This window comes from Vibrio sp. R15-SG3-ISO1B (assembly GCF_059833835.1).
In genome coordinates, this window is the sequence record NZ_JCBDGG010000010.1 from 94,089 (window position 1) to 114,969 (window position 20,881).

The 20,881-nt window shown below is 51.4% G+C and carries 24 protein-coding genes and 1 riboswitch; of the genes, 11 read left to right on the forward strand and 13 right to left on the reverse strand.

Translation table 11 applies throughout. The features are described 5' to 3' along the window. The first annotated feature begins 84 nt into the window (after positions 1-84). Entirely contained in the window at positions 85-414 is a 330-nt protein-coding gene (locus tag AC6R0S_RS03550) for a DMT family transporter (protein ID WP_334553205.1), read from the forward strand. A 119-nt stretch (positions 415-533) separates the two neighbouring features. Here the strand turns inward: AC6R0S_RS03550 and ribB are convergent, their stop codons facing one another. After that, positions 534-1,190, reverse strand: coding sequence for a 3,4-dihydroxy-2-butanone-4-phosphate synthase (gene ribB, locus AC6R0S_RS03555; RefSeq protein ID WP_500630916.1), 657 nt, complete (start codon positions 1,188-1,190; stop codon positions 534-536). A 95-nt stretch (positions 1,191-1,285) separates the two neighbouring features. Then, a riboswitch (FMN riboswitch) is annotated at positions 1,286-1,426 on the reverse strand. A gap of 110 nt (positions 1,427-1,536) precedes the next feature. Here ribB and AC6R0S_RS03560 point away from each other — a divergent pair. After that, the gene (locus AC6R0S_RS03560; RefSeq protein ID WP_500628183.1) at positions 1,537-1,893 is read left to right on the forward strand and encodes a VOC family protein; all 357 of its coding nucleotides are present in this window, start codon (positions 1,537-1,539) and stop codon (positions 1,891-1,893) included. 47 nt (positions 1,894-1,940) lie between these two features. Here AC6R0S_RS03560 and AC6R0S_RS03565 read toward each other — a convergent pair whose 3' ends face one another. Next, positions 1,941-3,110 (reverse strand): OmpP1/FadL family transporter, encoded by a 1,170-nt coding sequence (locus tag AC6R0S_RS03565; protein ID WP_500637236.1) that lies wholly within the window; start codon positions 3,108-3,110, stop codon positions 1,941-1,943. 214 nt (positions 3,111-3,324) lie between these two features. Between AC6R0S_RS03565 and AC6R0S_RS03570 the strand changes: the two genes are divergently transcribed. Continuing rightward, positions 3,325-4,029, forward strand: coding sequence for a DUF445 domain-containing protein (locus tag AC6R0S_RS03570; protein ID WP_500634190.1), 705 nt, complete (start codon positions 3,325-3,327; stop codon positions 4,027-4,029). Between the two features lie 105 nt (positions 4,030-4,134). Here AC6R0S_RS03570 and AC6R0S_RS03575 read toward each other — a convergent pair whose 3' ends face one another. Continuing rightward, positions 4,135-5,049 carry a DMT family transporter gene (locus AC6R0S_RS03575; RefSeq protein WP_500637225.1) on the reverse strand — a complete coding sequence of 305 codons (915 nt, stop codon included), beginning with the start codon at positions 5,047-5,049 and terminating at the stop codon, positions 4,135-4,137. Positions 5,050-5,134: 85 nt separating this feature from the next. Between AC6R0S_RS03575 and AC6R0S_RS03580 the strand changes: the two genes are divergently transcribed. The 3 genes from AC6R0S_RS03580 to AC6R0S_RS03590 all read left to right on the forward strand — a co-directional run bounded on the left by AC6R0S_RS03580 (position 5,135) and on the right by AC6R0S_RS03590 (position 8,646). Further along, on the forward strand, positions 5,135-6,046 hold the full coding sequence (locus AC6R0S_RS03580; RefSeq protein WP_500637226.1) for a LysR family transcriptional regulator: 912 nt from the start codon (positions 5,135-5,137) through the stop codon (positions 6,044-6,046). A 179-nt stretch (positions 6,047-6,225) separates the two neighbouring features. Further along, a complete protein-coding gene (locus tag AC6R0S_RS03585; protein WP_500637227.1) occupies positions 6,226-8,181 on the forward strand; it encodes an alkyl/aryl-sulfatase in 1,956 nt (651 codons plus the stop codon). Between the two features lie 9 nt (positions 8,182-8,190). Next, entirely contained in the window at positions 8,191-8,646 is a 456-nt protein-coding gene (locus AC6R0S_RS03590) for a hypothetical protein (protein WP_487903001.1), read from the forward strand. A 191-nt stretch (positions 8,647-8,837) separates the two neighbouring features. Here AC6R0S_RS03590 and AC6R0S_RS03595 read toward each other — a convergent pair whose 3' ends face one another. Further along, a complete protein-coding gene (locus tag AC6R0S_RS03595; RefSeq protein ID WP_500630920.1) occupies positions 8,838-9,686 on the reverse strand; it encodes a pirin family protein in 849 nt (282 codons plus the stop codon). Between the two features lie 176 nt (positions 9,687-9,862). Between AC6R0S_RS03595 and AC6R0S_RS03600 the strand changes: the two genes are divergently transcribed. Together AC6R0S_RS03600 and arfB are read left to right on the forward strand one after the other, a co-directional pair. Further along, entirely contained in the window at positions 9,863-10,102 is a 240-nt protein-coding gene (locus AC6R0S_RS03600) for a hypothetical protein (protein ID WP_334553191.1), read from the forward strand. A gap of 38 nt (positions 10,103-10,140) precedes the next feature. Next, positions 10,141-10,554 carry an alternative ribosome rescue aminoacyl-tRNA hydrolase ArfB gene (arfB, locus tag AC6R0S_RS03605; RefSeq protein WP_500637228.1) on the forward strand — a complete coding sequence of 138 codons (414 nt, stop codon included), beginning with the start codon at positions 10,141-10,143 and terminating at the stop codon, positions 10,552-10,554. A 149-nt stretch (positions 10,555-10,703) separates the two neighbouring features. Here arfB and AC6R0S_RS03610 read toward each other — a convergent pair whose 3' ends face one another. Together AC6R0S_RS03610 and AC6R0S_RS03615 are read right to left on the reverse strand one after the other, a co-directional pair. Then, on the reverse strand, positions 10,704-10,940 hold the full coding sequence (locus tag AC6R0S_RS03610) for an HP1242/YdcH family protein (RefSeq protein WP_500637229.1): 237 nt from the start codon (positions 10,938-10,940) through the stop codon (positions 10,704-10,706). 142 nt (positions 10,941-11,082) lie between these two features. Beyond that, on the reverse strand, positions 11,083-11,388 hold the full coding sequence (locus AC6R0S_RS03615) for a DUF6482 family protein (protein WP_500630923.1): 306 nt from the start codon (positions 11,386-11,388) through the stop codon (positions 11,083-11,085). Positions 11,389-11,567: 179 nt separating this feature from the next. Between AC6R0S_RS03615 and AC6R0S_RS03620 the strand changes: the two genes are divergently transcribed. Together AC6R0S_RS03620 and AC6R0S_RS03625 are read left to right on the forward strand one after the other, a co-directional pair. After that, the gene (locus tag AC6R0S_RS03620; RefSeq protein ID WP_500637237.1) at positions 11,568-12,047 is read left to right on the forward strand and encodes a fasciclin domain-containing protein; all 480 of its coding nucleotides are present in this window, start codon (positions 11,568-11,570) and stop codon (positions 12,045-12,047) included. Positions 12,048-12,249: 202 nt separating this feature from the next. After that, positions 12,250-13,059 carry an SDR family NAD(P)-dependent oxidoreductase gene (locus AC6R0S_RS03625; protein ID WP_500637230.1) on the forward strand — a complete coding sequence of 270 codons (810 nt, stop codon included), beginning with the start codon at positions 12,250-12,252 and terminating at the stop codon, positions 13,057-13,059. Between the two features lie 3 nt (positions 13,060-13,062). On the opposite strand, the gene AC6R0S_RS03630 is transcribed toward AC6R0S_RS03625, so the two are convergent. From AC6R0S_RS03630 to yegS, 6 genes are all read right to left on the reverse strand, one after another. Next, positions 13,063-14,019, reverse strand: a complete 957-nt coding sequence (locus AC6R0S_RS03630; protein WP_487902994.1) for a LysR family transcriptional regulator — start codon at positions 14,017-14,019, stop codon at positions 13,063-13,065. A 48-nt stretch (positions 14,020-14,067) separates the two neighbouring features. Then, positions 14,068-14,541: a YaiI/YqxD family protein gene (locus AC6R0S_RS03635; RefSeq protein ID WP_500625434.1), complete on the reverse strand. Its 474-nt coding sequence runs from the start codon at positions 14,539-14,541 to the stop codon at positions 14,068-14,070. 53 nt (positions 14,542-14,594) lie between these two features. After that, entirely contained in the window at positions 14,595-14,918 is a 324-nt protein-coding gene (locus tag AC6R0S_RS03640; protein WP_334553164.1) for a heavy metal-binding domain-containing protein, read from the reverse strand. A gap of 55 nt (positions 14,919-14,973) precedes the next feature. Beyond that, positions 14,974-15,855 carry a LysR family transcriptional regulator gene (locus AC6R0S_RS03645; RefSeq protein WP_500630927.1) on the reverse strand — a complete coding sequence of 294 codons (882 nt, stop codon included), beginning with the start codon at positions 15,853-15,855 and terminating at the stop codon, positions 14,974-14,976. Between the two features lie 96 nt (positions 15,856-15,951). Then, positions 15,952-18,081, reverse strand: coding sequence for an alpha-galactosidase (locus AC6R0S_RS03650; RefSeq protein WP_500637231.1), 2,130 nt, complete (start codon positions 18,079-18,081; stop codon positions 15,952-15,954). A 124-nt stretch (positions 18,082-18,205) separates the two neighbouring features. Beyond that, positions 18,206-19,114, reverse strand: a complete 909-nt coding sequence (gene yegS / locus AC6R0S_RS03655; RefSeq protein ID WP_500637232.1) for a lipid kinase YegS — start codon at positions 19,112-19,114, stop codon at positions 18,206-18,208. Between the two features lie 218 nt (positions 19,115-19,332). Between yegS and AC6R0S_RS03660 the strand changes: the two genes are divergently transcribed. Continuing rightward, positions 19,333-20,508, forward strand: a complete 1,176-nt coding sequence (locus AC6R0S_RS03660; protein ID WP_500625561.1) for an MFS transporter — start codon at positions 19,333-19,335, stop codon at positions 20,506-20,508. A 94-nt stretch (positions 20,509-20,602) separates the two neighbouring features. Here the strand turns inward: AC6R0S_RS03660 and AC6R0S_RS03665 are convergent, their stop codons facing one another. Beyond that, positions 20,603-20,881, reverse strand: a complete 279-nt coding sequence (locus AC6R0S_RS03665) for a hypothetical protein (RefSeq protein ID WP_334553157.1) — start codon at positions 20,879-20,881, stop codon at positions 20,603-20,605.

Below are 20,881 nucleotides of genomic sequence, written 5' to 3' on the forward strand. Positions count from 1 at the left end.
CCTCTTAGTCAGACTTGCCGCCATCGATAGGAAATGGCACCATCCCTTGCGGTTTACAGGCGTTCGTAAAGTAGAGGAATGAGTATGGGTTATTGGTATCTAACCATTGCGATTGTGGCAGAAGTGATCGCGACGGGCGCGCTGAAAGCTTCAGACGGGTTTTCCAAGCTCACGCCCAGTCTCTTGGTCGTGGTGGGGTATGGCGTGGCGTTCTATTTTCTCGCCATGGTATTGAAGACCATTCCCGTTGGCATTGCATATGCGATTTGGTCGGGGCTCGGCATTGTGTTGATCACCGCTGTCGGTGCGGTGGCGTTCGGTCAAAAGCTCGATTGGGCGGCAGTGATTGGCATGTTATTGATCATCAGTGGCGTGATTGTGATGAACGTCTTTTCTCAATCGGTCAGTCATTAAAAGGGTAGTGATTGACTCAATCAGGCAACAATGTGTCAAAAAAAATAGAAAGGTGTGGTTTTGAGGCCACACCTTTTTGCTTATCTATTGGTATTGTAGCTTCGCTTATCGCAGGCGAATTACGCCAGTTTCAACTCGTGTTGCTGGCGATAGAGCACCATATCTTCAATGGTCAGAACTGGCATCGAGTGCAATTTCCCAAACGCGACAATCTCCGGCGTTTTACACATGGTGCCATCCGGGTTCATCACCTCACACAATACGCCAGCAGGTTGCAAACCCGCCATTTGCATTAAGTCGATGGTGCCTTCAGTATGGCCACGACGAGTCATCACCCCACCTTTGCGCGCGCGCAGCGGAAATACGTGTCCTGGGCGCGCTAAATCGTCAGGCTTCGCATTAAGGTTAGCGGCGGTTTTGATGGTGGTGACGCGATCTTGCGCCGACACGCCCGTTGTCACGCCCACTTTGGCCTCAATAGAGACGGTAAACGCGGTTTGATTGGCACTATTGTTGTTTTCAACCATCGGTGGCAAGGCCAATTTGTCGGCTTGCTCTTCGGTCAAGCACAAGCAAACAATACCGCTGCATTCGCGGATCATCAGCGCCATCTGCGCATCCGTGAGGTGCTCAACCGAGTAAATGATATCCCCTTCGTTTTCACGATCTTCATCATCGAGTAACAACACACCTCGACCTTCACGTAAGGCCGTCAATGCGCGTTCAACGCGGGTAATTGGGTCGCCGAATTCGGCAAGTAGTGATGACTGATTCATGGTTAACTCCTAAATTTCACCAGAATCAGGGCATAGAAGAGTTCTGGCGTCAGCGCCAGATAAACGAAATCACCCCCACGACGGTGGCGGCTTGGTTTCATTCTCTCTCATCCGGACTGTAACCGTCGGCTCTGGCTTCTCACCAGATCTGCTGACCTCGACGTATCGAGCGCTCGCGGGCTCACCCATTCGGGCATACCGCCGGTGGGGAATTTCGCCCCGCCCTGAGAATAAAGTAATCGCTGCTTGTGCAGCGCGCTGATTGTAGCGCGGCAAATGATAAATGCCAACGCTCCGCACGGGGTTTGCGCTAAGATAAAGCCATACACCCAGCAAGGAGCACAGCATGCCTCAACATGAGAAACTCAATTACGTCGAATTAGCCGCCCACGATCTTGAAGCCACCAAGGCCTTTTTTAGCCAAGCGTTTGATTGGCGCTTCACCGATTACGGCCCCGACTACACGGCGTTTGCCGACCAAGGGCTCGACGGCGGGTTCTTCAGAGCCGACGCCAAGAGCCAAACTGCATCCGGCGGCGCGCTGTTGGTGTTCTATAGCCAAGACATAGAAGCAACACTGGCCAAAGTGATCGCCAGTGGCGGCGATGTCATCAAACCCATTTTCGATTTCCCCGGGGGCTGTCGATTCCACTTTCTAGAGCCCAGTGGCAATGAGTTTGCGGTGTGGTCTGAGGGCCGATAAACAGCAAAGCCCTCACGAGGAGGGCTTTGTCATCAATCACAGGCGACTTAGAACGTCACGTTTAGACCAACAAAGTGAATACGGCCGTCGAAGGTGCCTTTGATGCCTGCACGTTCAATGTCTACTTCACCTAAATCAGCGTATTCGTAGAACATGTCAAACGTGTACCCATTCCACTCGGTTGCTGCACCCACTGAGTAGCGCCATTGCTCGCCTACTGGCACGTCAACCCATTGTAGTGAGGCGTCGTTTTGCGGTGAACTTTCGTAAGAGATACCCGCTTTTAGACGCCAGTCCGCGTTGAGGCGGTAATCTGCGCCCAATGCTAGTTTCCAAACGTCGCTCCAATCGCGTTCAATTGAAGCATCAAATGGATTACCTCCAACCGTTAAATCCAGTGGTAGCTCCTTCCAATCGCTCCATCGATGCCATTGTGCACTGGCCAACAGGTTTAAGTCCGCATTCACGCCCCAACGTGCACTGAGGTCGTAAATAGCAGGGAGCGATACTTCCGTAGACGCACTAGTAATTCGGTCACCATTTAGAGCACCATTAACTCTAGCATCTAGCTTATGCTTTACTTTTGAGCGGTAGCTAAAGCCAAAATCCAGATCGTCATTGTGACGGTACATTGCGCCAAAAGTCAGGCCCATCGCCCAATCCGTTTCTTCCTCGATAGACATAATTAGCGTGTCTTGCTCAAACGACACATAGTTGATTTGAGCGCCTGCACCCACAGACCACTTATCATCAATTTGGTAAGAGAGCGTTGGGTTGATTTGAAGTAGCATCAGTGTAGTGCTTTCTAGGAACGGTGCACCTGCCCATTGCTTACCGTAATCAAGGCTAGAGCCGCCTGCAGCGCCAAAGCCAATACCAAAGTGCATCTCATCTGTGATTTGACGAGCATGGAAAACTGCCAGTGCAGGTTGCGTAGTCTGAGAAGAACCATCAAGCGCAGAAAAACGATCAGAGTTGTAATTCAACTTAAGATCAAACCCCATCGCGTTCACTGTCGTCTTGCTCTCACCCATAAATGACATCGTCGCTGGGTTGGTCCACATTGCAGCAGCAGAACCGGTGTAAACACCGTCACCTGCACCTGTAGTACCTGCATTCGCCACCACAGCTTCTTGAAGTAGAATACCGCTGGCACTTGCCATCGCAGAGGAGAACGCCACTGCCGTCATAAATGGCCATTTCATTGAACGAGCAATTGAGTTGGGTTTGAACATAAAAAAGTCTCACTGAAAGTGTGCAATTTAAAAACTGCTACTAGTGTAGAGAGAGTTCCCCTTTTTTTCGGAATACCGATTATTCCAACCCTTGCTGTGACGCTTATCACGCACTGGTTGATTGAATCCGCCTTGGTGTATACTGCGCTCCACCCATTAACACCTTGACTGTTATCCTCTTATGAACAAGCAACCTATCAACAAAAGTCTACTCACCAACCTCATCGCCCTTGCACTGCTTGCTGGCGGGATTCAATCCGGTCATCAGATCGCGTTTTATGCGGGTCTGTTTGCCTTTTCAGGCGCCATTACCAATTGGTTAGCTGTCCACATGTTGTTTGAAAAGGTGCCGGGACTGTATGGCTCGGGTGTAATACCTGCGCGTTTTGAAGAGTTTAAAGCCGCCATCAAACAGCTGATGATGAGTCAGTTCTTTACCGATGAAAACATCGACAAGTTCCTCAACAAAGAGATGGCCGGTGAGCACACGCTCAATCTGCAACCTGTAATAGAGACCATCGACTTTAACCCCACGTTCGATTCTTTGGTTGAGGTGATCGCCAACTCATCCTTCGGCGGCATGTTGGCGATGTTTGGTGGCAGTGACGCGCTGGCACCACTTAAGCAGCCTTTCGTTGAAAAAATGCAGCAATCGGTGATTGAAATCAGCCAGAGCGATAACGTCAAGCAAGCGATCAAAGCGCAGCTTGAAGCGCCTGCCATGATGGATGAGATCAAACAGAACATTGAACAAATCATCGATCAACGCTTGAATGAATTGACACCTGCGCTAGTCAAAGAGATGGTGCAAACCATGATCAAACAGCACCTAGGCTGGTTGGTGGTGTGGGGCGGTGTATTTGGCGGCTTGATTGGTGTGGTGTCGTCGTTTTTTGCCTAACTGACACGCCTTTCTACTCCCTATATTGAGCGCCAGCAACACTGGCGCTTTTTTGATCCTCAGTTATTTTGTGTGGAGGCTTGGGCTGGATTTGAAGCGCCAACGCTAGTGCTGCCCAGACTCCCTTCGCAGCGAAGTCAGCATCACACTGAGCAAAATTAACCCCGCGCCGAGACTTTGCGCGAAGGTAAACGTCTCTTGCAACCACAACATGGCAAACAGAGCACCGAAAAGTGGCTCGCTGCCCATCAACAGCGCGACACGAGTGGGAGAGGTGCGGCGCACCGCGTAATTCTGTACATAGAAAGCAAAGAGCGTGCAAAACGCGACCAGATACAGCAGCGTCACCCAGAAGATGGACTCAGTGGGCAGGTGCCATTGAGACTGGGGCAACGTGCTCAAGACCAAGAGAGCGGCAACGCCAGCAACAACCGCTGATTGAATCGCGGTGAGTGTGGTGGTCGTCACGGCGCGACCGAGGCTGAATCGCTTGGTGGTGGTCACCATCAGTGCCCGTAGCAGCGCCGCAATTAGAATCAGATAATCCCCCAGCGTGAAATCGACACGCGCCCCATCGCTACCTGTCAGCAGCAGTACGCCAACCACGCTGGCGACACACAACAATACCAGAGACCAGGCGACCTTCTGGCGGTTCACCAACACTTCAGCCAGCGCAGTGAACAATACGCAAAGACTGATTAAAAACGCCGCGTTCGACGCTGTGGTATGCGCAACGCCAAACACTTCACACAGGAAAATAGCACTTAAAATTGCTCCGGTTGGCAGCGCAACCACCCAATCTTTGTTGAGCCCTGCTTTGAAATCTCTCACCACCAATGGCAACAACACCAAGGCAGTGATGGAAAAACGTAACGTAATGAACATTAACGCCGAGGTGTAAAGCAGCGCACTTTTAGTTAACCCGTAGCTGGTGCCCCAAAAGATCGCCACCAGCAGCAGTAATCCTTCAGTAATGGGTAGCCGCTGTGCGAGCGGCAGAGTTTGCGTTCCTTGCATCATTTTCTCCCAGAGTGGTTGACCCTCCCAGTATCCACAAGTAACTTAAATGAAACAATTGGTCGATTTTGCAAAGGATAATTGCACCATGGACACGAATAAACTTATCCCCTTACTGGCTGAAATGGCGGTGTTTGTTACTGTGGTGGAAGAAGGAAGCTTCGCCAATGCGGCGGTGAAATTGGGTGTGGCGCCCTCATCGGTCAGCCGCTCACTGCGGCGCCTTGAGACAGCGCTGAAAGAGCAGCTCTTGGAGCGCACCACGCGTCAGATGCGATTAACCGTCACTGGGCAAGAGGTGTTCCACCTTTGTCAAACTATGCTAGGGCAAGCCAAACTTGCTGTGAGCGCAGCACACGCCAACAAAGAGGCGATCGCAGGGCCGCTTCGCGTTGCCGTGCCGAAAGCGCTTGCCAAGCAAGTGCTTATGTCACCCATATTGACGTTTGCTAAACAGTACCCCAACGTCAATCTGACCCTTAAAGTGGAAGACCGCTATCTCGATCCCATTCATGACGATGTCGATGTGGTCATCCACATCACACCGAATCCTGTGGAAGGTTTAGTCGCGGTAACGCTTGCCCCTTGCCAACTTGTACTGTGCGCCAGCCCAGAGTACCTAGCGAAGCATGGTACGCCCGCACACCCCAATGACCTGCGCCATCATCAATGTCTCTGTTTGGGTGAATCCCCCAAAGATCGCATCTGGCGGATGACTCAAGGAACACAAACGGTAGCTGTCCCTGTCAGCGGTCATCTTGCCGTGAATCACAGTGAGATCCGTCGCCAAGCCGTACTCGAAGGGCTGGGTATTTCGTTGTTCCCTGAATTTGTGGTCAGAAATGAGTGCCAACAAGGCGTTTTACAACCTATTTTGAGCGACTGGCAATTAGCGGGCAGCTATCAAGGTCAAATCATCGCCCAATATCCACAATCGCCCTTTATCCCTTCTCAGGTCAAAGCGTTCGTCACGCACCTGAAATCAGCGCTCGCGCTCTGATCAGCGAGTCAATAACAAGGTAAAGGTGAAATACCATTCCAAAAATTAGGGATATAGAGGTTCACAAATGTGAGATCTTCACAGAAATTTCACATTGAGGTGGCATTTGTAGTGTGAATTGTATCACTCTTCACGTATGCTTAACTTGCTCATAAAAGTGCATATACAAGGAGAGTGCTATGAAGCGAATGGGAGTATTAGCCATGGCGATACTAGTGGCCACCAATGCCACTGCGTCAGAGCCCAAACCCGCGACACAGGCAACGATTGATGCGAACAACCAACTCAAGCAAAGTCTGCCATTCAGTGACACCAAAGATTTCGATAACGCGCAAAAAGGGCTTATCGCGACTCAGGATGTCGTTACCATTAAAAACCAAAACGGCGATGTTGTTTGGGATTTAGAAGCCTACAAAAAGTACATCGGCCTTGATAAGCCATCACCCGATACCGTCAACCCAAGTTTGTGGCGTAATGCGCAATTAAACATGATCAACGGCCTGTTTAAGGTCACCGATGGTATTTACCAAGTTCGCGGCTACGATTTGTCGAACATCACCTTTATTCAAGGGGATACAGGCTGGATCGTATTCGACCCACTCATCTCTCAAGAAACCGCAAAAGCGGCACTCGACTTCATTAACAGTGAACTCGGCGAGCGTCCTGTTGTGGGCGTCTTCTACAGCCACAGCCACATTGACCACTTTGGTGGGGTGCGCGGTATCGTCGATGAGCAAGATGTCATCGACGGAAAAGTGACCATTATGGCCTCCCCTGGCTTTACCGAGCATGCCGTATCTGAAAACGTGATTGCAGGTAATGCGATGGGTCGACGCGCAGTGTACATGTATGGCGCCCTGCTTCCACGTAACGAAAAAGGCGGCGTCAATGGTGGCTTGGGTCAAACGACGTCAACCGGTCTTGCGACCATGATTGCCCCAACCGACACCATTGAGAAAACCGGTGACGAACGCGTGGTCGATGGCGTGAAAATGGTCTTCCAATACACGCCAGGCACAGAAGCACCGACTGAGATGAACGTCTGGTTCCCTCAGAAAAAAGCGTTGTGGATGGCGGAAAACACCACCAACACCATGCACAACATCCTTACACTCCGTGGCGCTCAAGTGCGTGATGCGCTGAAATGGTCAAGCTACTTGCAAGAGACCATTGAACTATGGGGTGATGATGTCGAAGTGAAATTCCAAAGCCACCACTGGCCAATGTGGGGCCAAGGCGACATCGTCAAATACTTCAAGAAACAGCGTGATATGTACAAGTACACGCATGACCAAACGGTCCGTTTGATGAACCAAGGTTATGTGGGTTCTGAGATTTCTGAAATTATCCAATTCCCAGAGGAAATCGACAAGACCTGGAGCAACCGCGGTTACTACGGCACCCTACGCCATAACAGCCGTGCGGTTTATCAACGTTACATGGGCTGGTACACCGGTAACCCATCGGATCTGAACAACCTGCCACCAACCAATGCTGCTGTGAAGTACGTTGAGTACATGGGCGGCGAACGCGAAGCGATCAAAAAAGCACAAGCCGACTTTGACGCGGGTAACTATCGCTGGGTCGCAGAAGTGATGAAACACGTGGTATTTGCTAATCCACAGAGCAAAAACGGTAAAGCACTCCTTGCTGATGCCTATGAGCAGTTGGGTTACCAAGCGGAATCTGGCCCTTGGCGTTCTGTCTACTTGCAAGGCGCTTACGAGCTGCGTAACGGCACACCAAGTGCGGGCGGTACCAACACTGCATCGCCAGATATTATCAAGAACATGCCACCAGAAATGCTGTTTGATTATCTCGCGGTACGTTTGTTACCAGAAAAAGCGGCTGGGAAGAACTACGCCATCAACATTAACTTCACTGACCTAGATGAGAAGTACACCTTGTACATTGAGAACTCTGTGCTCAATCACACTCATAAGCAAGCAGAGAAGCCGGATGTGGCGTTGACGCTGACCAAAGCGACACTGGATGACGTCCAATTGGGTAACATCACTCTTGAGCAAGCCATTGCTGATGGTTCTATCACGCTCGACGGTGACGGCGATGTGTTCAAAGACTTTGTCGGTATGCTTGATACCTTCAACTTCTGGTTCAACATTGTGACACCTTAAGGAGGCGTTATGATGAAACAGGTCGCGACGTTGCTCACCTGCTCAGTCATCACGCTGGCAAGCCCAATCAGTTGGGCTTGCTCTTACGATGGGTTGTTCAGCAACCCATTTAGTGAGAGCTATCCTGGGGCACTGGATGTCTCCATCGCCACGCAAAAAGCGTTACGTGCACAGTCTATCCAATTGCCTGAAAAGCTTGATGGCGCCCAAGGCCTAAGACGCGCCAGTTGGTGGCTCAATCTGATGGTCGACATCTACCCAGAGTTACCGTCTGGTACGTATGTGTATCTGGTCGACAGACAGTTGTGGTCGCAGCGCAGTGAGCAAAGCATGGTCGTCCATGTCACGCCACCACCGCAGGGTGTTAACGTTGTTCAGTTAAGCGAAGCCGCTTTACATAACTTGATTTCTAACCAGATCTCACTTGAGCAGGCGCGTGAATTAGGCTTGCTGACCGAAAGCTAAGCAACGCATTATCAAAAATAAAAAGCCACACCCTAAGGTGTGGCACAAACAAAAAGTAAGGCAGTGGATTATTCACTTTTTGCACTGACCAGTCGCCAATTCGGCAACCGAAATTCTTCGATTCATTTCGACTCGATTTTGCCTAGCAGGCGCCATTTCTGCCCCTCTCAGCCATGAGCTTTACGACCTAATCAATAGGTCTCAAATACACCCTGATTGTAGTCGCGTACTGCTTGTTCAATCTCTGCCATGCTGTTCATCACAAAGGGACCATAATGCACGACCGGTTCGTTGATGGGCTCACCGACGAACAACAAAACGCCAGAATCTTTGTTGGCGATCAAGGATGCCGAGTCGCCAAGAGTCAACAGAGCCATTTCACCTTGGTTTACGCACTGGCCACCCAATTGGATCTCTCCTTGATAGACAAACAGCATCATATTGTGATGCGCCGGTGTGCCAATGGTGACCTGCTGACCAGCTTGAGTGCGCCAGTCTGTCACGGACAGGGGTACACCCGTATCGGTCAGTGGCCCTCGCTGCACCTCATCGTCAATCTCAATCTCGCCCGCTAAGATACGAAACAGCCCTGAATCCTTGCCAACATACTCGGTAATGGTTTCTGGCTGAAAATCAAAGTACTTGGCAGGCTGCATTTTGTTCTTGGCGGGCTGGTTGATCCAGATTTGAAAACCATGCAGATCGCCCTCTTCCATAATCGGCATCTCACTGTGGATCACACCACGACCTGCGGCCATCCACTGAGCACCACCACTGCGTAGCTCTCCAACGTTGCCCATGTGGTCACGGTGCTGGAAGTGCCCTTTCATCATATAAGTCAGCGTTTCAATCCCACGGTGCGGATGAGGAGGAAACCCACCGACATAATCGGCTTTTTGATCAGATTTCAGTTCATCCATCATCAAAAATGGAGAAAATGCCGTGTTGTTAAATCCAGCGACACGCTGAATTTTCACACCATCGCCGTCAGAGGTGGCGTGGGCGGGGATCAATTGGCGAATTTGTCGTTGGGTGGTCATCACAGGTCTCCTGTTAGGCGATGAAAACAGTCTATCGCCTCTTATCACTAAAGAAGACTCGGTCAGGTTGAGCTAGATATTCGAAATTTTTGAATAATGGGATCTCTCTCACCACTGGCATCGAAATAAGTCGTTACTATCCAGCCAGTTAGCATAGGGAATAGGGAGCGACCGATATGAGTCTTCGATTCTGCCCGCAATGTCAGTGTGAAACCGAGCACAAAGAGTGCATCAAGCAAAAACCTTCGCCGTACGGAAAAAGCCGAAAAGAAACCGTAAAAGCCTTTTTCTCTGGCTTTTTTAGCGGTATGGTCGTGGGCCCGGCGTTGGCCTCGTTAGAATTGATTGATCGTTACGAGCAGTGCCAAACGTGCGGGCATCTGACACTTGATAACCACGGAGAAGAATTTAAGTAGCCACAACAGCTTCAGCGCTGTCGGTTCACTGTATTGTCATGTTAGTTATATCCAATACCGTCACCTTGAGTGACTGGGAAATCCAATTAACCGCCATTCGCGCTCAAGGCTCTGGCGGCCAGAACGTGAATAAGGTGTCATCGGCCATTCACTTGCAGTTTGACATCCAACGCTCTACCTTGCCCGATGTCTACAAACAGCGTCTGTTGGCGCTTTCGGACTCTCGCATTTCAAAAGAGGGCGTGATTACCATTAAGGCGCAGCAGTATCGCACCCAAGAACAAAATCGTGAGGATGCCCTAACCCGCCTAGCCGACATGATCCGCAGCGCGATGGTGGTACAAAAGAAACGCCGCCCAACCAAACCGACCCGCGCCTCCAAAGAGCGCCGTCTGAAAGCCAAAGGCATCAAGGCCAGTACCAAGGCGCTACGCGGTAAACCCTCGTTCTAGCGCACCGTAACATCGCTTATACAAACGGTGACTCGGAGAAAGACAGGCCTACGGATCAACAAAGCTCCACGCATGACATGGAGCTTAGATCTACCCAAGTCGGAGCAATACGCAATGCCGCTCGCTCACATCATCAGGTATGGGCGGCTTTATTTGTGAAGTTGTTGGAATAAATCGTCTTTCATTTGCGCGCGACGCACTTTGAGTGTGTGCATTTCTTCGTCGCTGATAGGAGAGTCTCGAAGTTCGAGGGTACGTATTTGTTTGTCGATGGCGTTGTATTCTTTCATCTGGTCGTTGAAGTTTAGGTCGGTTTCTGCGAGCGATAAAATGTCATCCTTATGCTCTGGAAACTCTTTGAGTAGAGAATGGTCTTCACCTAGCATATTTGCACCTCGTCCTGTCGGTTGTGTTGTACATTTTTTAACCTTAGCACCTCTTACCGATCAGAAATGGGACATTCATCGATTTGTCAGGATCCGATCCATTATCACTCGGTGATAAACTCGGGTTTAACTGCAAGACGCCTTAGTAGAGTTGATGATCTTTCAGCGGCACCTCGAGTGCATTGGTCGATCCTTTCTCAGGTCCACCCACCATCTCATCATACGCACTCTCGTGTCTGAGAAGCTGCTGCGTCGCATTGAGTTTTCGACAGCGCTTTTGCATCTCCACTAATGAGTGTGTCACTAAGCGCTTGCCAGAATTGTCCATCACAGAGTATCGCTCGCCATCCACTTCGACACTGGCCTGATAAAGTGCCAGATCCAGTGAGTGAATAATCAGTTTATCGAGATAAAAAAATTGCTCCAACTTGCTCAATGGCATCTCCATGTCCACCTCTCTTACCGACTTTACTTTTATGCGATCAAACTAATCTTTACGTCGGTCACGAGAAAAAGTTCAGCCTAGAAAAATTTAAAAAATAATCCTGATCGGTGCCAAACTGCACACGTATCAACCAGCGAATCCAACACAACACAGGGACATTCGTTATGATTCGCAAAACACTAATGACGTTCGTTATCGCTATGAGCAGCCTTTTGATGATGTCGACTGCAAACGCTAACCACCACGGCATGAAAAAAGACATTGTCGATGTCGCCGTAGAGAATGGTAGCTTCACCACATTGGTCGCCGCTGTCCAAGCAGCAGGACTGGTAGAGACATTGAAAGGTGACGGTCCTTTCACGGTACTCGCCCCCACCGATGATGCGTTCGCCAAACTGCCCGAGGGTACAGTAGAGACGCTCCTCAAGCCTGAGAATAAAGACAAACTCGTATCTATTTTGACCTACCACGTCATTCCAGCGAAAGCGATGGCTGCCGATGTCGTCAAAATGGATAAAGCCACCACCGTCCAAGGCCAAGATGTGATGATTAAAGTGATGGGCGACAAAGTGATGGTCAATAACGCTAACGTTGTCATGACTGACGTCAAGGCAAGCAACGGCGTCATTCATGTGATTGATACGGTCATTATGCCAAAATAGGTAACCAGCAGATTTTATTAAAAGCGGCGCTCTGCGCCGTTTTTTTGTGCCTTTTGAATCACGTAGGCCACAGCTATATTCATCACTGCTTGTTGCTCATTTTGGAACAAACTGTCCATAATGATTGGGCGCCTCGGCTAATGCATCTAACACCGCCTTTGTGCACAATAGCACTGTCATCACTTACCTTCGGAGCACAATCATGAACGAACAAAAAGTTATTCTAATCACAGGCGCGACCGATGGTATTGGTCTATTGACTGCAAGCCAACTTGTAAAGCAAGGGCATCGCGTATTGGTTCATGGCCGCAACCCTGACAAGCTCGCCAAAGTGGTTGAAACGCTTAATCAAGAACATAACACCACACTCACAGCCTTTATCGCCGATCTTTCTGTCCTCAGCGATGTGCAGCGATTGATTGAACAAGTGAGCGCCACACTGGGAGAGACACCACTTGACGTGTTTATCAACAACGCAGGTATCTTCAACGCGCCAGCGGACAAAACGCCCGATGGCCTCGATATTCGCTTTGCCGTCAATACGGTCGCACCTTATCTGCTGACCCAAGGATTGTTGCCACTCATTCCTGCCCATGGGCGCGTAGTGAACCTCTCTTCTGCAGCGCAAGCCAGTGTGAGCATTGAAGCCCTGCAAGGAAAAGGTCACTTGTCTGACAGAGAGGCTTACGCGCAAAGCAAGCTAGCGATTACCATGTGGTCTCGCGCACTGGGTGAAGCACATCGACACTCGGGGCCAATGATTGTCTCGGTTAACCCGAAATCACTGCTCGGTAGCAAAATGGTCAAAGAGGCGTTTGGTATTGCAGGTGGCGATCTCTCCCTTGGCGCCGACATTCTCGTTAGCGCCAGCCTAGATGACGCCTTCAGAGGCGCAGGCGGACGCTACTACGACAATGATATTGAAGCCTTTGCGCAGCCTCATCCAGATGCACTAGATGATAGAAAGGTGCAGGCGGTGATCGATGCGATAGAAGGGATAGTCGAGCGTTAACGGTCACCCCTTACCAAGATACATCCCCTCAAAGCCTTCAATATGCTGCTCCCAAATCGGTGGCAGGCCGATGAAGGCTTTGACGGCTTGAATAAACTCGCGCACTAATACCGTTTGTTTGCGATGGGGATAGAGGGCATACAGCGCTGTGCCTTGGTTACATAGCCGGTAATCGGTCAGCAACGGGGTGAGGTTCATGGTTTCGACAGACTGGGTTAAGTTACTGGATGAGATCATCACGTAACCGAGACCCGCTTGCACGGCATCGAGTAGAGTGCGGACGTCGTTAACCTTGTATCGCCCTTGCATTTTGTAACTGTGCAGATCGGAGGCGTCGGACATTGCCCCTAAGCGCACTGTGTCAATGGTCACTGAGCCGTTGCTGTAGACCACAGAAGGTAGGCGCACCAACTCTTGTGGTGAGCGAGGCTCGCCATGCTGGGCAATGAAGTCATGGGAGGCGAGGATCACCGGGCGAATCTCTGCGATTTTACTGGCGATCAAGCTTGAGTCTTGCAAGATTCCGAGACGAAATGCGACATCAAAATGCTCAGAGATAATGTCTGAGCGTTTGTCGTCCATCAGCAGCGTCACTTCCACCTCTGGGTAACGGCGCATGAACGCGTTGATCACCGGTTGCAAATATTGCTGACCAATGTGCAAAGGCGCCGTAATACGAATGCGTCCTTTGGGCTCAGCATGGTAGGTGTCGGCAATCAGTTTGACGTCTTCTACCGTTTTACGCAGATTATGCGCTTGCTCTAGGATCTCCTCCCCCGCCGGCGTCAACGAAAAGGAACGCGTGGAGCGATTGAGTAACTGCACACCGAGCTCACTCTCAAGCTTTTTAATTTGCTTGGAGAGCGAGGAGTTATCCATATTATGAAGCGCCGCCGCTTTGGTAAATGAGCCTTGCTGCACCACATCGATAAACAGCGCCAATTGATTGACCAGTGACATACCCCCTCCTCTTGATGTTGAGTAAACTGATTGTTGGGTAAGCAAAGCCTACTCGGGTTTTGTAGGCTTGACCGAACGTTGCCAATGGACCAGCCATTTGTCGAGATGGTTAGCAAATTGCTGCCTATCTGCCTGACTGAGTGGCGGTGGCCCGCCCATCTGGACGCCGCTGCTGCGCATGGTGTCCATAAAATCGCGCATGTTCAAGCGCGCTTTTATGTTTTCTTTGCTGTACATTTCACCGCGCGAGTTGAGCGCCTGTGCGCCTTTAGTGATCACTTCGTCGGCCAAAGGGATGTCACTGGTGATGACCAAATCGCCCGCTTGGCAACGTTTAACAATCTCATTGTCTGCCACATCAAACCCTTGCTGAACTTGCAACATGTTCACCTTTGGTGACGCTGGCGTGCGTATAAACTGGTTCGCGACTAGCGTCACTTCGACGCCAGTGCGTTGCGACGCGCGGTAAAGCACATCGCGGATCACCACAGGACACGCATCCGCATCCACCCATATTTTCATCAAATTGATTGCCTCATTAATTTGCGTTATCGAGAATAAAAAGTTATCGCGATTTATTGGCGAAATTTAACGGCGGTACCGCTAACACTGACCATCATCATACTGCCGCCGCTGCCAATCACTTCGTAATCGATGTCGATACCGACAATACCATCGGCGCCCAGAGACTGCGCGTGTTGCTCCATCTCGGCAAAAGCGATTTCTCGAGCGCGGCCCATTTCTCGCTCGTAAGCACCAGAGCGACCGCCTACGACGTCTCGAATAGCACCAAACATATCTTTGAAGATGTTGGCACCTAATATTGCCTCTCCGACCACAACGCCAAGATAGGCGTCAACAGGTTTGCCCTCGACCACTGAGGTAGTAGTTTTGATCATACGGTTCTCCTTGCCTTGCTTAAGTGCCCTTCGCTGACATCAATGGCGCTGCCGCCTAAAGTGTCAAACGGGGTTTGATAAATTCAATGAACGCCGAAATGCGCTTGGCGACGTGGGAAGATTTGTAATATACCGCGTTGACCTGCTCGCGCGCGGTATTTTCCACTCGCCATTCCTCCAACAAAGACACCAAGGCGCCATTCGCCAAATCTTGATTGACCATAAAACCGGAGAGACACGCAATGCCATTCCCCGCGAGTGCCAATTGACGCACCGTCTCTCCGTTCGCACTACGAAGCGTCGGCGCGATGGGCTCTAGTCCTTTCAGTGGCCAATGGTTGAGCACTTTCGGCGCCGTAAAACCAATGATCTGGTGAGAGGATAAGTGTGAGACGCGAGTGGGTGTGCCATAACGCGCGAGATAATCTGGCGAAGCGACAATATAGAGTCGACTTTTACCGAGCGGACTGGCGTGTAAAGTGGAGTCTTTAAGGTGGCCGATACGAATCGCAACGTCCGTGCGTTTTTCAAGTAAGTCGACGTAACCTTCATTGGACGTCAGTTCGAGTTCGATATCGGGATACGCGACTTTAAACGATTGAATCAACGGCACAAGTTGGTGAAACACAAACGGGCTGGCCGCATCAACGCGTAGTGGCCCTTTGGGCAACTCACCACGAGACATTAAATCCGCTTCGGCTTGACCAATCAGCTGTAACCCTTGGCGAACCGAATCGACGAACAGTTTGCCTTCTACCGTAAGCTCAACACGGCGCGTCGTGCGATTAAGGATGGACACACCAAGTTGCTGCTCGATCTTGCTCACCGCACGAGAGACACGCGCCACTTGGATGTTGAGCGCGTCAGCCGCCGCTGAAAAACCGCCGCTATCGACGACACTGAGCAATATTTGTAAATCATCGGAGCGTGTCAGCATGTCAGACCTAAAGTGGTGACTACGAATGCCCAGAGTATAGCGAAGTCCGCGCTGGCTTTACACTGTAAACCCACCACGAACTTGACACGTAGAACGCTAGTCCACCCGCGTGAGCGCAATCAAAATCGCACTTTCAGGATCCAATATCGGCATGGCTAAGCCCACTTGATGTAGCCATGCGCCAGACAGGGTACAACCTTGTGCTGTCCAAGGGGGCTGACGGCACACCATGGTGTCAAAGTTGAGGGGCTTATCAAGCAAGCTGACATGGTATTGAGCACTGTCGTACAGCCCTGCAAATCTTAATTGGCCGCTCAGTGCATAAGTAGGCATAGCCAGTTGCGCCACTACGGCCACCGCTTGCGATTGATCGTCTGCAACAACGCAGTAGGCTTGGTGCGCACTATCTTCGGTGGGTAAACGCCAGTTAACGCCATGGTGAAGCAGCGGACGAAGCTGCTTATGCAGCGCCACATAACGGGCAAATCCCGCTTTCTCTTGCTCAGATTCAGAAACGGGATCAAGCTCTATCCCCATGTGACCAAACAGCGCGGTGAGGCCGCGAAATTCGATACTGTGCCTGCGGCGGGTACTGTGACAGTGGCCAGAACCAATATGGCTGCCCATCACTTCTGGCGGGAACAACAAGCTCATGCCGCGTTGAATGGTTTGCCGCTCGAGCGCGTCGTTGTTGTCAGACGTCCAAAATCTATGGGTGCGCTTGAGCACTTCAAAATCAATCCGCCCTCCGCCTGCAGCGCATGATTCGATCTCTACCTGCGGATGGGCAGCGCGCACTTTATCGACCAGTTGGTAGTAGCGCTCGACCTGCTTGTGCCCAGCGGCACGGTCGTGATGAGCCGGTTGGACCACTTCTCGGTTCATGTCCCATTTGATGTAGGCAATCGCATAGTTGGAGAGAAAATGATCCAAACGCTCAAATAGGTAATCAAACGCCTCAGGGTTTTGTAAATCAATCACATATTGATGACGGCCGGTGGGCTGATGATAGCCCTCCACCGCCAGTAACCACTCGGGGTGGCGACGATAGAGATCCGAGTCTTTGTTGATCATTTCAGGTTCAAACCAAAGACCAAACTCCATGCCTAGTTCGTTGACGTGGTTGACGATGTCCGTCAGCCCTTCGGGGTATTTACGCTCATCCAACACCCAATCGCCTAATGCGGCTTTGTCGTTGTTGCGCCCTTTGAACCAACCATCGTCAATGATGAAACGCTCAACGCCCATACGTGCCGCTTCAGTCGCCATCTGTTTGATGTATTGGGGAGCATGATCGAAATAGATCCCCTCCCACGTATTGAGATGGATAGGCCGAGGCTGTTGTGTGACTGAACGGGCGACAATCTGCTCTCTCACATGGCGATGGAACTGCTGACTCATGCGGCTCAGCCCTTGCTCACTGTAGGTAGCATAGAGCCAAGGGGTGGATATCGACTCTCCTTCAGCCAGTGCGATTTCGCCCGGTAAATAGAGCGCTTCGGCCTGCATTACGCGCCGCCCATCCGCTTTGACGTCCACTCGCAGGCGGTGATTGCCACTCCATGCCAGATGAAAGCCCCATACGTCACCCGAAAGCTCACCAAAGCCTGGTGTGCCCGCGATTAGCGCCGGGTAGTGCTCATGCGAGGTGCGCCCGCGTCGATTCTCTTGTTGGTAACCACCGTGATGGAGCGTAAGGCGCTCGGTTTGAAATTCATTAACCCAGCGACCATGAAAGGTGAGCAGTTCTTCAGCGCGCCTATCGAGTGGTAAGGTATGAGCAAAGCGCGTCACCCAATAGGGGCCCTGCGCTAAATTAGTGACCGTTTGACGAGTTTTGAGCACGTCATCCTCACCAAGATGCACGTCAATGGTTAAACGCAGCTCAGCCTGTGCGTCTTGGTAGATGAGTGTCAGTGAATGTAAGTCATGTTCGCAGTGGGTAAGAGAGAAAACCGGCGCCCACGCTAGACCATGACGGTGTCCTTCAAGGCCAGGCGAGCCAAACGATCCGCGCCCCAGTTCGGGATGCAAAGAGACCGGCACATCCTTATCAAGACGGCCAAACGGCACCGGGCGTTGCAGCGCCAAAGAGGCGTTAGGCAACCCATGCTCTGGACTTAGCAGACGTTTACCCCAGTGCAAGACTTCGGCGACCTCACCGATCTCCACCAGCAGTTGCGTGCGCGACCCGACTAATTCTATGCGTTGCGTTGGCTCCATCATGACATCCTTTGTACGAATTGAGCCGAATATCATAACGCAACCACGCTGTGATTCTGTGAGCAGAGGCAGAAAGATGGAAACGTTTACATTCGCATACATCCCCGCCCATTTGGCCTAGGCGTTATTACGCTTTTTGATGACGGCTTAATACCGGCGTGTTCTTTGGTAGGACAAGGGCGAGGGCTTGCGGTAACACTTCCATCACCACTTCGGGGCAAGAGAGTGGCTCACCATCGAGGTTGATCGGCATAACTTGGCTGGAGAGCCATTCAATGCGCTTGACCTGTTTACGATGAATAAATTGCGTCTCGCCATCGCCTTGCTGCTGAAGCTCACTGAGCACGACAGGGATGTCGGCCGCGCTAAAGGCTTCAATCGATACTGCTTCGAGCAACCCATCATCAATATAGGCATTGGGTGCCAGCTCTTGGCCGCCACCGGCTAGGCGACCGTTGCACACCGCCCCCACCACGACACCGGCTTCGCGCGTATTGTCATCAAAACGAATTGTGCCTTCAAAAGGCTGAAAATTGATCGCCTGCAACAACCCCGACAGCGTGTACGCGCCGCCGCCCAAGAAGTTTTTCAGCGCCACCGGCGTATTGGCCGTCACCTGCGCGCCAAAACCCGCAGTCGCAATATTAATGAAGTGCCGCTCGTTAGCTTTGGCGGCATCCACCCGGTAACCCTCTCCACTAAGCGCCAGCTTGAGGGCTTGATACGGGGAGTCGGTAGGAATATGACAGGCCGTGGCAAAATCATTGGCCGTGCCAAGTGGTAACACCGCCACCTCCAACGCCAGTTGATGTTTGAGAATCGCGTCAACCACTTCATTCACCGTCCCATCACCGCCGCCTGCAATCACCCGGGTGACCTGCTGCTCGGCAGCTTCGCACACGAGGCGCTCAATATCTCCTGCTTCCCATGTTGGCCGTACTTCGAGCGTGTGGCCTTCTTTGCGCAGGGCCATCACCGCATCGCGAATATCTTGTTGCGCCGCTTTTTTTCCGTTGAGTAGTAGTCGAGTGGTCATGTCAGTGTCCTGTAGTTGTCTTGGCAGAGGTGACGCTAAACCCGTAGGCTTATGGCTCGATTATAGAGAATAACATCGCCGACGAAAAAGCCTCACCGGTCAGTTCACCGTTAATTACCCATAATTTTGACAAAAGTCATTTGCAAAAGACGCTGTTTTTCACAAAAGAATTCAGCTCGATAATGGCCGCCACTGAACACATCATTGAGAATGAAAGTATGCCTATTGCTCTTTTTGCTCTAACCCTCAGTGCGTTTGCCATCGGCACCACTGAGTTTGTCATCGTTGGGTTGATCCCAACCATGGCCGCTGACTTATCGGTCTCGCTGCCCTCAGCCGGTCTGCTGGTCAGCTTATACGCCCTTGGCGTTGCCGTCGGCGCCCCGGTGCTGACCGCGCTGACGGGAAACTGGCCCCGTAAGACGGTACTATTGACCGTCATGGCCCTGTTTGTCGCGGGTAACCTGCTGGCTTGGCAAGCGCCAGGTTACAACACCCTGGTGGCAGCTCGGATCCTAACGGGTCTTGCTCACGGCGTGTTTTTCTCGATTGGCTCGACCATCGCGACAGGTTTGGTGTCCAAAGAGAAAGCCGCCAGCGCCATCGCGATCATGTTTACTGGCCTCACGGTCGCCTTAGTGACGGGAGTGCCTCTTGGCACCTACATCGGTCAGACGTTTGGCTGGCAAGCGACCTTCTTGATCGTCGCCATCTTGGGTCTCATCGCTTGGGTAGGAAGTGCGCTCTTAGTACCCAGTAATCTGAAACAGCCTCCGGCGACCAAACTCTCCGCACAACTGAGCGTACTGACTCAGCCTCGCTTACTGCTGGTCTATGCGATCACAGCACTGGGTTATGGCGGCACCTTTACCGCGTTCACCTACCTTGCGCCCATTTTGCAGGAAGTGTCCGGCTTTGAAGCCAGCTCTGTCGGCCTCATCATGTTGGTGTATGGCGTGTCTGTCGCGTTTGGCAACATTTGGGGTGGAAAGATGGCCGATACCATGGGACCCATCAAAGCGTTGACGATCATTTTCACTGGCCTTGGCGCCGTACTTTTGGTGTTCAACTTTGCCGCTTACGAACCGATTGCCGCGGTGGTGACGATTCTTATCTGGGGTGCGTTTGCGTTTGGTAACGTCCCGGGGCTACAAGTGTACGTGGTGAACTTAGCCGAGCGTTATACGCCTGATGCCGTAGACGTCGCCTCCGGACTCAACATCGCGGCCTTTAACGTCGGTATCGCTCTGGGCTCTTGGGGTGGGGGTTTAGTCGTTGAACAAACTGGGCTGATGAACACACCTTGGGTCGGCGCTATTGTTGTCGCTCTGGCACTCCTGCTGACTCGCTTTAGCGGCGCGCTAGACCGCCGAACTCAATGGGCAAAAATCTAACGCCCTCTCGATAACCAAGAGGCTCCACTCTCTTGGCGAGCCATAATGACCAACCAAAAACCAATCAGGCCAGCGTTACGCTGGCCTGATTGGTTTACTTTACTCGCATCACGCGATGTTTAACGTTCGAGAGTTCTATCTCAAGCACCTGAGAGCGCTTCATCTCACTCACTCTCGCTAACTGCTCGCTAGGGTAACCTTTGCGTTTCATCCATTGCATTGGCTCGTTAAAGCTGTCTTCATTGACGATAAACGCCTCACCTTTGTTGCGCCCTGAGAACACATTCACCACCCAGACACGGGACTGGAACTCCAGCACCTCACGCAATTCGGATTTGGTCGACGTCCACCACTGACCGATTGATCCCAACAT